This is a genomic window from Kluyvera georgiana (assembly GCF_050990895.1).
Classification (GTDB): Bacteria; Pseudomonadota; Gammaproteobacteria; order Enterobacterales; family Enterobacteriaceae; genus Kluyvera; species Kluyvera georgiana.
The window spans coordinates 3,926,465-3,938,098 of record NZ_CP158865.1 but is presented as its reverse complement, the minus strand read 5'-3'; the positions used below and the strand labels follow the sequence as shown (position 1 = coordinate 3,938,098).

Annotated in this window: 12 protein-coding genes; 10 read left to right on the top strand and 2 right to left on the bottom strand. The window is 55.0% G+C overall.

Annotated elements, in window-relative coordinates; translation table 11 throughout:
• The first annotated feature begins 5 nt into the window (after nt 1–5).
• The 5 genes from nqrE to ABTW00_RS18760 all read left to right on the top strand — a co-directional run bounded on the left by nqrE (nt 6) and on the right by ABTW00_RS18760 (nt 3,653).
• On the top strand, nt 6–602 hold the full coding sequence (nqrE, locus tag ABTW00_RS18780) for an NADH:ubiquinone reductase (Na(+)-transporting) subunit E (RefSeq protein ID WP_064547661.1): 597 nt from the start codon (nt 6–8) through the stop codon (nt 600–602).
• A gap of 12 nt (nt 603–614) precedes the next feature.
• A complete protein-coding gene (gene nqrF / locus ABTW00_RS18775) occupies nt 615–1,838 on the top strand; it encodes an NADH:ubiquinone reductase (Na(+)-transporting) subunit F (protein ID WP_065357895.1) in 1,224 nt (407 codons plus the stop codon).
• Nucleotides 1,839–1,840: 2 nt separating this feature from the next.
• Nucleotides 1,841–2,056 carry a (Na+)-NQR maturation NqrM gene (gene nqrM / locus ABTW00_RS18770; RefSeq protein ID WP_064547684.1) on the top strand — a complete coding sequence of 72 codons (216 nt, stop codon included), beginning with the start codon at nt 1,841–1,843 and terminating at the stop codon, nt 2,054–2,056.
• A 95-nt stretch (nt 2,057–2,151) separates the two neighbouring features.
• Nucleotides 2,152–3,207 (top strand): DNA polymerase IV, encoded by a 1,056-nt coding sequence (gene dinB, locus ABTW00_RS18765; RefSeq protein ID WP_064547664.1) that lies wholly within the window; start codon nt 2,152–2,154, stop codon nt 3,205–3,207.
• Between the two features lie 2 nt (nt 3,208–3,209).
• Complete coding sequence (locus ABTW00_RS18760; RefSeq protein ID WP_433636842.1) at nt 3,210–3,653, top strand: GNAT family N-acetyltransferase; 444 nt, start codon at nt 3,210–3,212, stop codon at nt 3,651–3,653.
• A gap of 69 nt (nt 3,654–3,722) precedes the next feature.
• On the opposite strand, the gene pepD is transcribed toward ABTW00_RS18760, so the two are convergent.
• Nucleotides 3,723–5,180, bottom strand: a complete 1,458-nt coding sequence (gene pepD / locus ABTW00_RS18755) for a cytosol nonspecific dipeptidase (protein ID WP_433636839.1) — start codon at nt 5,178–5,180, stop codon at nt 3,723–3,725.
• Between the two features lie 256 nt (nt 5,181–5,436).
• Between pepD and gpt the strand changes: the two genes are divergently transcribed.
• The 3 genes from gpt to crl all read left to right on the top strand — a co-directional run bounded on the left by gpt (nt 5,437) and on the right by crl (nt 7,705).
• Nucleotides 5,437–5,895, top strand: a complete 459-nt coding sequence (gene gpt / locus ABTW00_RS18750) for a xanthine phosphoribosyltransferase (RefSeq protein WP_064547670.1) — start codon at nt 5,437–5,439, stop codon at nt 5,893–5,895.
• A gap of 106 nt (nt 5,896–6,001) precedes the next feature.
• The gene (gene frsA / locus ABTW00_RS18745) at nt 6,002–7,246 is read left to right on the top strand and encodes an esterase FrsA (protein WP_433636835.1); all 1,245 of its coding nucleotides are present in this window, start codon (nt 6,002–6,004) and stop codon (nt 7,244–7,246) included.
• A gap of 57 nt (nt 7,247–7,303) precedes the next feature.
• Entirely contained in the window at nt 7,304–7,705 is a 402-nt protein-coding gene (gene crl, locus ABTW00_RS18740) for a sigma factor-binding protein Crl (RefSeq protein ID WP_065357890.1), read from the top strand.
• 141 nt (nt 7,706–7,846) lie between these two features.
• Here crl and phoE read toward each other — a convergent pair whose 3' ends face one another.
• Entirely contained in the window at nt 7,847–8,938 is a 1,092-nt protein-coding gene (gene phoE, locus ABTW00_RS18735; protein ID WP_433636831.1) for a phosphoporin PhoE, read from the bottom strand.
• A gap of 287 nt (nt 8,939–9,225) precedes the next feature.
• On the opposite strand from phoE, the gene proB reads away from it, so the two are divergent.
• Nucleotides 9,226–10,329: a glutamate 5-kinase gene (gene proB, locus ABTW00_RS18730; protein WP_185669662.1), complete on the top strand. Its 1,104-nt coding sequence runs from the start codon at nt 9,226–9,228 to the stop codon at nt 10,327–10,329.
• A 10-nt stretch (nt 10,330–10,339) separates the two neighbouring features.
• Entirely contained in the window at nt 10,340–11,590 is a 1,251-nt protein-coding gene (gene proA / locus ABTW00_RS18725; protein WP_433636827.1) for a glutamate-5-semialdehyde dehydrogenase, read from the top strand.
• Nucleotides 11,591–11,634 lie beyond the last annotated feature (44 nt).

The window sequence follows — 11,634 nt, the reverse complement described above, 5'->3', positions numbered from 1 at the left end:
CGATCATGGCTCACTACATTAGCCTGTTTGTCCGCGCCGTGTTCGTTGAAAACATGGCGCTGGCCTTCTTCCTCGGGATGTGTACCTTCCTCGCGGTCTCGAAGAAGGTGTCTACCGCTTTTGGCCTTGGCGTGGCGGTAACGGTCGTTCTCGGCCTTGCGGTACCGATCAACAACCTGGTCTACAACCTGGTGCTGCGCGACGGCGCGCTGGTTGACGGCGTGGATCTCAGCTTCCTCAACTTCATCACCTTTATCGGGGTGATTGCGGCGCTGGTGCAGATTCTTGAGATGATTCTCGATAAATACTTCCCGTCGTTGTATACCGCGTTGGGTATCTTCCTGCCGCTGATTGCGGTGAACTGCGCCATCTTTGGCGGCGTGTCGTTTATGGTGCAGCGTGACTATAACTTCAGTGAATCCATCGTCTACGGTTTTGGATCCGGTATCGGCTGGATGCTGGCAATCGTTGCGATGGCGGGAATTCGCGAAAAGATGAAGTATTCAAATGTGCCAGCGGGACTGCGCGGCTTAGGGATCACCTTTATCACCACCGGGCTGATGGCGTTAGGTTTTATGTCATTCTCCGGTGTGCAGCTATAAGGGCCGTTAATCATGGAAATTATACTTGGCGTAGTCATGTTTACGCTTATCGTGTTGGTGCTGTCGCTGCTGATTTTGTTTGCTAAATCGAAGCTGGTTAACGCCGGTGACGTGGTGATTGAAATCAACAACGAAGCGGATAAGCAGATCAAAACTCCGGCGGGCGACAAGCTGCTGAATACGCTGTCCAGCAACGGTATTTTTATCTCCTCCGCCTGCGGCGGCGGCGGCTCCTGCGGCCAATGCCGGGTGACGGTGAAAGAGGGCGGTGGTGAAATTCTGCCTACCGAACTGTCACACATTACCAAGCGCGAGGCCAAAGAGGGCTGCCGTCTGGCCTGTCAGGTCGCCGTGCGTCAGGACATGAAAATTGAGCTGCCGGACGAAGTCTTTGGCGTGAAAAAGTGGGAATGCGAAGTTATCTCTAACGATAACAAAGCCACTTTTATCAAAGAGCTGAAGCTGGCGATTCCCGCGGGGGAAAGCGTGCCGTTCCGCGCCGGGGGCTATATTCAGATTGAGTGCCCGCCGCATAAAGTCGCGTACGCCGACTTTGACGTGCCGGAGGAATACCGCGGCGACTGGGATAAATTCAATCTCTTCCGCTATGTCTCCGACGTGAAAGAACCGACGCTGCGCGCCTATTCAATGGCTAACTACCCGGAAGAAAAGGGCATCATTATGCTCAACGTGCGTATCGCCACGCCGCCGCCGTCTGCGCCGGATGCGCCGCCGGGGATTATGTCCTCGTATATCTGGTCGCTTAAGGCCGGTGACAAGGTGACCATTTCCGGGCCGTTCGGCGAGTTCTTCGCCAAAGACACCGACGCTGAAATGGTGTTTATCGGCGGTGGTGCAGGGATGGCGCCGATGCGTTCCCATATCTTCGATCAGCTTAAGCGTCTGCATAGCCATCGTAAAATCAGCTTCTGGTACGGCGCGCGTTCACTGCGTGAAATGTTCTATGAAGAGGAGTTTGAGCAACTGGCGCGTGATAACCCGAACTTTACCTTCCATATTGCGCTTTCTGACGCGCAGCCGGAAGATAACTGGACGGGCTACACTGGCTTTATTCATAACGTCCTGTATGAGAACTATCTGCGTGACCATCCGGCGCCGGAAGACTGTGAGTTCTATATGTGTGGGCCGCCGATGATGAACGCTGCGGTCATTAAGATGCTCAAAGAGTTAGGCGTGGAGGATGAAAACATCATGCTCGACGACTTTGGAGGCTGATGATGTTAACGGTATTTCTGGCGACGTTCTGCATTTTTGCCCTCGTGATCCTCGGCATGTCGCTGGGGTATCTGGTGAAGCGGAAAAGCCTGCAGGGCAGCTGCGGCGGCATCTCTTCGCTGGGGCTGGAAAAAGTGTGCGACTGCCCGGAACCGTGCGATGCGCGTAAAAAGCGGATGGCTCGCGAGGCACAGCGTCAGCAGAACCGCATCCTGTAGTCTCTTTCCCGCCCGGCTTTGCCGGGCGGTTTGCAACACTTCTCATTTGCCAAAGTTATGCTGTATACTTATCCAGTGGTAAGTGAGGGCTAACGATGCGCAAAATAATCCATATTGATATGGACTGCTTCTTCGCCGCGGTGGAAATGCGCGACAACCCCGCCCTGCGCGATATTCCTATCGCCATCGGCGGCAGCCGGGTGCAGCGTGGCGTCATCAGCACGGCAAACTATCCCGCGCGTAAATTCGGCGTGCGCAGTGCGATGCCAACGGCAATGGCGCTGAAGCTTTGCCCCCATCTCACGCTGCTTCCCGGGCGCTTTGAAGCCTACCGCGAAGCCTCCAACCACATTCGGGAAATTTTCTCCCGTTACACCTCGCTGATTGAACCGCTCTCGCTGGATGAAGCCTATCTGGACGTCAGCGATAGCGTGCACTGCCACGGCTCGGCCACGCTGATGGCGCAGGAAATTCGCCAGACCATCTTCAACGAGCTGGCGCTGACGGCCTCTGCGGGCGTTGCGCCGGTGAAGTTTCTGGCTAAAATCGCCTCCGATCTGAACAAACCCAACGGCCAGTTCGTTCTTACGCCCGCCGAAGTCCCGGCATTTCTGAAAACGCTGCCGCTGGCGAAAATTCCCGGCGTGGGTAAAGTCTCGGCGGCAAAACTGGAAAGCATGGGGCTACGCACCTGCGAAGACGTGCAGAACAGCGATCTTGCGATGCTGCTCAAGCGCTTTGGTAAATTCGGGCGGATCCTCTGGGAGCGTAGTCATGGGATCGACGAACGTGAGATCCACAACGATCGCCAACGCAAGTCGATCGGCGTGGAGCGTACGCTGGAAGAGGACATCCATGAATGGGTCGACTGCGAAGCCATCGTCGAGCGTCTCTACCCTGAACTCGAACGGCGGTTGGCGAAAGTCCGACCCGATCTGCGTATTGCCCGTCAGGGAATTAAACTCAAATTCAATGACTTTCAGCAGACCACCCAGGAGCACGTCTGGCCGCAGCTTAACAAAGACGATCTGATCGCTACCGCGCACAAAGCCTGGCACGAGCGGCGATCGGAACGTGGCGTACGGCTGGTTGGTTTACATGTCTCACTGCTGGATCCACAGCTGGAACGTCAGCTTCTGTTAGGAATTTAACGATGCACATTCGGGCCTATCGCGACGATGATTTCACAACCTTATGCCAGATTTTTCTGCGTGCGGTACGGGAAACCGCCAGCCAGCACTATGCCCCCGCGCAAATCGACGCCTGGGCTCAGGTGGATGAAGCTCGCTGGCGGCAAAAACTGGCGGCCTCGCGAGTGCTGGTCGCAGAAAAAGAGGGAGAAGTCGTCGGTTTTATTACCGCCGTGGATCGCTATATTGACCTGCTGTTTGTTACGCCGACGCATTCCCGACAGGGCGTTGCCAGCGCGTTGTTGGCCGAGTTGTTCGCTTTGATACCAACGGGAACATTAACGGTGGAGGCAAGTATCACTGCCAGGCCGTGTTTTGAGCGTATGGGGTTTCAGGTTATCGCAGAACAGCGGGTAGTGGCGCGTGGGGAGGCGTTTGTGAATTATCGGATGGAGAAACGCCGGTAAACTATTCCCGGCATTACGTTACATGGCCGGACTACCTGACAGGTAGACCGGCCAAGCGAGGCATAGAACTTACTTCGTCGGAATCGCTTTCAGCAGTTCCGTCAGCAACTGCCAGTACTGGCCAACGCTCTCGATATGAACCTGTTCATCCGGCGAGTGCGGCCCGGTGATGGTTGGCCCAATGGAGACCATATCCATGTTCGGATACGGTTTCTTGAACAGACCACATTCCAGACCCGCGTGGATAATCTGAATGTTCGGCACCTTGTTGAACAGGCGCTGATAGGTTTCACGCACCAGCTTCATGACCGGAGAGTTCGCGTCCGGCTGCCAGCCTGGGTAGCCGCCTTTCGGTTGGGTTTTGGCACCCGCCAGCGCACCCAGTGATTCCAGCATGCTCACCACGTAATCTTTACCGCTGTCGAGCAGGGAACGGATCAGGCAGTGAATAGTGGCGGTATCTTCCGTCATGGAAACCACGCCCACGTTGAGTGAGGTTTCGACGACGCCTTTTGCCACGTCGGAGTTACGAATCACACCGTTCGGCGTTGCGTTCAGCAACTGCGTGAATGCATCGCGAGATGCTGCGGTCAGCGCTTTACCTTCAACGGTCGTGTTTTCCAGTACCAGCGTCAGGTTCTTCTCTTTGGCAGACAGCTCGTTTTGCAGAATGCGCAGATAGGTCTCTACCAGCCCTTTCAGCGCGTCAACTTTGTCTGCCGGAATAGCGATAGCGGCGAAGGCTTCACGTGGGATCGCGTTACGCAGGGTACCGCCGGTGAAGTCAACCAGACGCAGATCCAGTTCCGCCGCGTGGGCCACCAGGAAGCGTGCCAGCAGCTTGTTGGCGTTGCCGAGGCCGAGGTGAATATCACCGCCGGAGTGGCCGCCCTTCAGGCCTTTCAGCGTCAGCTTGAAGGTCTGGAAACCGGTCGGAATAGCTTCACGGGTCAGCGGCAGGTTGCTGGTGAAGTCGATACCACCGGCGCAACCCATGTAGATTTCACCTTCTTCTTCCGAGTCGGTGTTGATCAGGATGTCGCCCTGCAGCCAGTTAGGTTGCAGACCAAACGCGCCGTCCATGCCGGTCTCTTCAGTCATGGTCAGCAGCACTTCCAGCGGGCCGTGTTCAACGGACTCATCAGACAGCACCGCCAGCGCGGAAGCCATACCGATACCGTTATCGGCACCCAGCGTGGTACCACGGGCTTTCACCCATTCACCGTCGATGTACGGCTGAATCGGGTCTTTAGCGAAGTCGTGTACGGTGTCATTGTTTTTCTGCGGCACCATATCGAGGTGAGCCTGCAGCACAACCGGTTTACGGTTTTCCATACCCGGAGTCGCGGCTTTGCGAATTAGAATGTTGCCAACCTGGTCGCGCTCGGCGTGAAGGCCTTTTTCTTTCGCCCAGCCGACGATATGCGCGGCGAGCTGCTCTTCATGATGAGAAGGGTGCGGAATAGAACAGATTTTGGCAAAAATATCCCATAAAGGCTGTGGGGATAATTGAGACAGTTCAGACACGATGAGTCTCCTTACGGCTTTCTGCAAAAGTCGCTTGCAGGTAAAGGGTTAGCATAGACATATACCACAAGCCTGGCTTGCGCGATGGGGTTGAGAATACCACTTTCTGCCCTTTCCGGTAGAACAAACCACGTAAAAAGAGCCGGGGATTCCGCTTAACACTGGTTTTTAGTGCGTCAGATCTCTATAATCTCGCGCAACCTATTTCCCCCTTGAACACTTTTTAAGCCGTATAACACAGGCTGGGACACTTCACATGAGCGAAAAATACGTCGTCACCTGGGACATGTTGCAGATTCACGCGCGCAAGCTGGCTGCACGCCTGATGCCATCTGAACAGTGGAAAGGCATCATCGCCGTTAGCCGCGGTGGTTTGGTACCGGGCGCACTGCTGGCACGTGAACTGGGCATTCGTCATGTCGACACCGTATGCATCTCCAGCTATGACCACGACAACCAGCGCGAGCTGAAAGTCCTGAAGCGCGCAGAAGGCGATGGCGAAGGCTTTATCGTGATTGACGATCTGGTCGACACCGGCGGTACGGCCGTCGCGATTCGCGAAATGTACCCAAAAGCACATTTCGTCACCATCTTCGCTAAACCGGCAGGTCGCCCGCTGGTTGACGATTATGTTGTTGATATCCCGCAGGATACCTGGATTGAACAGCCGTGGGACATGGGCGTGGTATTTGTACCGCCTATTTCTGGCCGTTAATTCAGTCAATAAATGCGCTTCCAACGCCCGGTCATGCCGGGCGTTGTTTTTTTTAATGTCCCACGCGTTACAATGGATTAAAGATCGTATCCATGGAGGTTTTGTGATGCCAGAAGCTAATCTCAGCGAAACGCTATTTAAGCCGCGTTTTAAACACCCTGAAACGTCCACGCTGGTACGCCGATTCAGTAGCGGTGAGGCTCCAAGCATGCAGTCTGCGCTGAGCGGCAGCACCGTACCGCACTGGTATCGCATGATTAATCGCCTGATGTGGATCTGGCGGGGCGTCTCGCCGCAGGAAATTCTCGATGTACAGGCACGCATCGTGATGAGTACAGCCGAACGTACCGACGATGAGCTGTACGACACCGTGGTGGGCTATCGCGGCGGCAACTGGATTTACGAGTGGTCAACGCAGGCGATGCAGTGGCAGCAGAAGGCCATGCAGGAGGAAGATGAAACCCTTAGCGGTCGTCACTGGCTGCACGCCTCTAATCTTTATAGTATTGCCGCCTATCCGCACCTGAAGGGCGACGACCTCGCCGAACAGGCTCAGGCGCTGGCTAATCGTGCTTATGAAGAGGCCGCCAAACGTCTGCCTGGATCAATGCGCGAACTGGAGTTTGCGATTCCCGGCGGCGCGCCGATTACCGGCTTCCTGCACATGCCTAAAGGCGATGGGCCGTTCCCGACGGTGCTGATGTGCGGTGGGTTAGATGGCCTGCAAAGCGACTATTACAGCCTGTACGAGCGTTACTTTGCCCCGCTCGGCATTGCGATGTTGACGGTGGACATGCCGTCGATCGGTTTTTCTTCCAAATGGAAGCTAACCCAGGACTCCAGCATGCTGCATCAGCACGTGATTAAGCAGCTGCGCGATGTTCCCTGGGTGGATCACACCCGCGTCGCGGCCTTTGGTTTCCGCTTCGGCGCTAACATCGCCGTACGTCTGGCCTATCTGGAAGCGCAGAACCTGAAGGCCGTGGCCTGCCTTGGGCCGGTGGTCCATAGCCTGCTGAGCGACCCGCTGCGTCAGGGGCGCGTGCCGGAAATGTACCTCGACGTCCTGGCCTCGCGTTTAGGCATGCACGATGCCTCTGATGAAGCGTTGCGCGTGGAGCTGAACCGCTACTCGCTGAAAACCCAGGGTTTACTGGGGCGCCGCTGCCCGACGCCGATGCTTTCCGGCTACTGGGATAACGATCCTTTCAGCCCGGAGGATGAGTCACGGCTGATCGTGTCGTCATCGGCGCAGGGCAAGCTGATGCCGATTCCGTTTAACCCGGTGTACCGTAATTTTGATAAGGCGCTGAAGGAAATTGCCGGGTGGATCAATAATAGATTTTGTTAATATATTGATAAATTCTATTGATTTGGTAAAACAGTTGCATCACTAAAGGAGATCGCAATGACGTTACCGAGTGGACACCCGAAGAGTAGATTGATCAAGAAATTCACTGCGCTTGGCCCCTATATCCGCGAAGAACAGTGCCAGGACAACCGCTTTTTTTTCGACTGCCTGGCCGTTTGCGTTAACGTAAAACCCGCGCCAGAGAAGCGTGAGTTCTGGGGCTGGTGGATGGAAATGGAAGCTGAAGAGCATCGTTTCACCTACAGCTACCAGTTCGGCCTGTTCGACAAAGAGGGAACGTGGCAGGCTGTCGCGATCAAAGACCCGGAGGTTGTCGAACGTTTGCAGCAGACGCTGCGAGGTTTCCATGAGCGGGCGAGCGAACTGCTGAAGAGCCTGGATTTGGCACTGGAGCCAGCCGACGGTTTTGCTAACGAAGCGGTGAAGCGTACGGCGTAGCGAATGCTTCATGGCGCTACGCTTATCCGGCCTACCGTTTGTTTCTTGCTGTAGGCCGGATAAGGCGAAGCCACCATCCGGCAAAGCCCAATATAAAAGGCCAGCAAACTTCGCTGGCCTTTTATATTCTTACTGATCGCGTTAGAACTGGTAGGTCATACCGACAGCAACCACGTTGTCGGTCATAATAGCCAGACGTTTGGTCACCGCATCTTCATCGATCAGGTTGATTTTATAATCAACAAATGCCGACATATTTTTGTTGAAATAGTAGGTCGCGCCGACATCAACATATTTCATCAGATCCTGATCGCCGATCCCGTTATCCAGATCTTTGCCTTTCATCTGCACGTAGCCGAGCGACGGACGCAGACCAAAATCAAACTGATATTGCGCCACCGCTTCAAAGTTTTGCGCTTTATTCGCAAAGCCCTGATCTGCGGAAACCAGACCTTTAACCGGCGTCATATTACGGGTTTCAGTATAAATCATCGCCAGGTAAATATTATTGGCGTCATATTTAACACCGGTACCCCAGGATTCGGCATTTTTACCCCCCTTCGCCAGCGATTTTGCCTGCTGTACGTTGGTACGGTCAGAGTTGGTGTACGCCGCGCTGATCGCGAAGTCGCTACCGCCGAAATCATAAGACAGAGAGGTACCGAAACCGTCGCCGTTGGCGGTGGCGTAGGTGCTACGATCGTTTTTACCCTGATATTGCAGGGTTAAATCCAGACCGTCGACCACACCGAAGAAATCGGTGTTACGGTAGGTAGCCAGGCCGCTTGAGCGCTTGGTCATGAAGTTATCGGTTTTGGCGGTAGAGTCGCCGCCGAATTCCGGGAACATATCGGTCCAGGCTTCAACATCGTACAGCGCGCCGAGGTTACGACCGTAATCAAAAGAACCAAAGTCTTTTAATTTCAGACCAGCAAAGGCCAGACGTGTTTTCTGAGAAGAAGCGCTACCGCCTTCGTCATTATTACCGGCAAATTCAGATTCCCAGCGACCATAACCGGTCAACTGATCGTTAATTTTTGTTTCGCCTTTAAAACCAAAACGCACGTAGGTTTTATCGCCATCAGCGCTGGAGTCATCGCTCATATAGTGCATTGCTTTGACTTTGCCGTAGACGTCCAGTTTATTACCATCTTTGTTATAAACTTCTGCGGCCATAGCTGAAGACGACGCAATAATACCCATCACTGTTAATGCCAGAGCTGTTTTTTGCATTTCTCAATCCCGGTTTTTTTATACTTAAAAGAGTGCTGTGAAAGACCACTGTGAAAAAACAGGAACGTTTTTATCCCGCGCGTGTTAAAAATTTATGACAAAGTTCTATTGAGTATAAAAAAGTATGATTAATTTTTTCTGTCATAAAATTGTCAACATTTGCCTCCAGGCTGTCTGATCCCGCGCAACAAAAAACCGGCTTTCTGCGCTGCCTGTTGGCAAGCGGGCTGACTCCTGTTACAACGTTTGTTTGGATCGATACTTCTTCTTTTTAACGGCAGAGAATCATGAGTGATAGTCAGACGCTGGTGGTCAAACTGGGCACCAGTGTTTTAACAGGCGGATCGCGCCGCCTGAATCGCGCGCATATTGTTGAACTGGTTCGGCAGTGCGCCCAGCTCCACGCCGCTGGGCATCGAATTGTCATCGTAACGTCAGGAGCGATTGCCGCCGGGCGTGAGCATCTGGGTTACCCTGAACTGCCCGCGACTATTGCTTCTAAACAGCTGCTTGCTGCCGTTGGCCAGAGCCGCTTAATTCAGCTGTGGGAACAGCTCTTCTCCATTTACGGTATCCACGTCGGCCAGATGCTGTTAACCCGCGCTGATATGGAAGACCGTGAGCGCTTCCTCAACGCTCGCGACACCATGCGCGCGCTGCTTGATAACAATATCGTTCCGGTGATTAACGAAAACGACGCGGTCGCCACTGCCGAGATTAAGGTGGGCGATAACGACAATCTCTCCGCGCTGGCGGCGATTCTGGCGGGTGCCGATAAACTGCTGCTGCTGACCGATCAGCAAGGGTTGTTCACTGCCGACCCGCGCAGTAACCCGGACGCCGAGCTGATTAAAGACGTCTACGGCATTGACGATGAGCTGCGTGCCGTTGCCGGCGATAGCGTGTCTGGTCTGGGTACGGGCGGCATGGGTACCAAGCTGCAGGCCGCAGACGTTGCCTGCCGTGCCGGTATCGACACCATTATTGCCGCAGGCAGCCTGCCGGGCGTGATTGGCGACGTGATGGCGAATGTCTCCGTCGGCACCCGTTTCCACGCCCAGGATACCCCACTGGAAAACCGCAAACGCTGGATCTTTGGCGCACCGCCAGCCGGTGAACTGATTGTGGATGAAGGCGCGACCTCCGCCATTCTGGAACGCGGAAGTTCATTACTTCCAAAAGGCATTAAAAACGTGACAGGCAACTTCTCGCGTGGTGAAGTAATCCGTATTCGTAGCCTTGCAGGCCGCGACATCGCTCACGGCGTAAGCCGTTACAACAGCGATGCGCTGCGCCTTATCGCCGGGCACCACTCGCAGGAAATTGACGCCATTCTCGGCTACGAGTATGGCCCGGTTGCCGTGCATCGCGACGACATGATTACCCGCTAAGGAGTTCAACATGCTGGAACAAATGGGCATTGCCGCCAGGCAGGCCTCCTATACGCTGGCGCAGTTATCCTGCCGTGAGAAAAACCGGGTTCTGGAAACTATTGCCGATCATCTGGAATCTCAGAGTGAAGAGATCCTTGTGGCTAACGCCGAAGATTTAGCCCAGGCGCGTGAAAACGGCCTGAGCGAAGCCATGCTCGATCGTCTGGCGCTGACGCCAGCGCGTCTGACGGCGATTGCCAACGACGTCCGCCAGGTCTGCGTGCTGGCCGACCCGGTAGGGCAGGTGATTGACGGCGGGCTGCTCGACAGCGGCTTACGCATCGAACGTCGCCGCGTCCCGCTGGGCGTGATTGGCGTGATTTATGAAGCCCGCCCGAACGTCACCGTTGACGTGGCGGCGCTGTGCCTGAAAACCGGCAACGCCGCTATTCTGCGCGGCGGTAAAGAGACGTATCGCACCAACGCCGCCACCGTTGGCGTGATCCAACGAGCGCTGAAAGAGTGCGGTCTGCCAGAAGCGGCCGTTCAGGCCATCGACAACCCGGATCGCGCGCTGGTGAGCGAGATGCTGCGTATGGATAAGTATATCGATATGCTGATCCCTCGCGGCGGTGCAGGACTGCACAAGCTGTGCCGTGAGCAGTCGACGATTCCGGTCATCACCGGTGGTATCGGCGTTTGTCATATTTATATTGATGACAGCGCAGAGATTGAAGCGGCGCTGAAGATTATCGTCAATGCGAAAGCCCAGCGCCCGAGCGCCTGTAATAGCGTGGAAACGCTGCTGGTGAATCAGTCCATCGCCGATCGCTTCCTGCCAGCGCTGAGCAAGCAGATGGCGGAGAGCGGCATTACGCTGCACGGCGACGACGCCGTCCTGCGCGAGCTGCAAGGCCCGGCTAAGCGGGTGCCGTTGAAGGCTGAAGAGCTTGATAATGAGTATCTGTCGTTGGATCTCAATGTGGTGCTGGTGCCGGATATTGATACCGCCATTGCACACATCCGCCAACACGGTACCCAGCACTCCGATGCGATTTTGACCCGCACCCTGAGCAACGCCAACCGTTTCATTAATGAAGTGGACTCCTCCGCGGTGTACGTTAACGCCTCCACCCGCTTCACCGACGGCGGTCAGTTCGGCCTGGGTGCCGAGGTGGCGGTGAGCACGCAAAAACTCCACGCCCGTGGCCCAATGGGCCTTGAAGCACTGACCACCTACAAGTGGATTGGCTTCGGCGACGATACTATTCGTGCGTAATTGATAGCGGGCGATGCAAAAATAGACGGTTGATTAATCTGACT

Bases quoted from the DNA above. Each gene is read 5' to 3' on its own strand.
- nqrE (WP_064547661.1), top strand. From the start codon at position 6: ATGGCTCACTACATTAGCCTGTTTGTCCGCGCCGTGTTCGTTGAAAAC.
- nqrF (WP_065357895.1), top strand. From the start codon at position 615: ATGGAAATTATACTTGGCGTAGTCATGTTTACGCTTATCGTGTTGGTG.
- nqrM (WP_064547684.1), top strand. From the start codon at position 1,841: ATGTTAACGGTATTTCTGGCGACGTTCTGCATTTTTGCCCTCGTGATC.
- dinB (WP_064547664.1), top strand. From the start codon at position 2,152: ATGCGCAAAATAATCCATATTGATATGGACTGCTTCTTCGCCGCGGTG.
- ABTW00_RS18760 (WP_433636842.1), top strand. From the start codon at position 3,210: ATGCACATTCGGGCCTATCGCGACGATGATTTCACAACCTTATGCCAG.
- gpt (WP_064547670.1), top strand. From the start codon at position 5,437: ATGAGCGAAAAATACGTCGTCACCTGGGACATGTTGCAGATTCACGCG.
- frsA (WP_433636835.1), top strand. From the start codon at position 6,002: ATGCCAGAAGCTAATCTCAGCGAAACGCTATTTAAGCCGCGTTTTAAA.
- crl (WP_065357890.1), top strand. From the start codon at position 7,304: ATGACGTTACCGAGTGGACACCCGAAGAGTAGATTGATCAAGAAATTC.
- phoE (WP_433636831.1), bottom strand. From the start codon at position 8,938: ATGCAAAAAACAGCTCTGGCATTAACAGTGATGGGTATTATTGCGTCG.
- proB (WP_185669662.1), top strand. From the start codon at position 9,226: ATGAGTGATAGTCAGACGCTGGTGGTCAAACTGGGCACCAGTGTTTTA.
- proA (WP_433636827.1), top strand. From the start codon at position 10,340: ATGCTGGAACAAATGGGCATTGCCGCCAGGCAGGCCTCCTATACGCTG.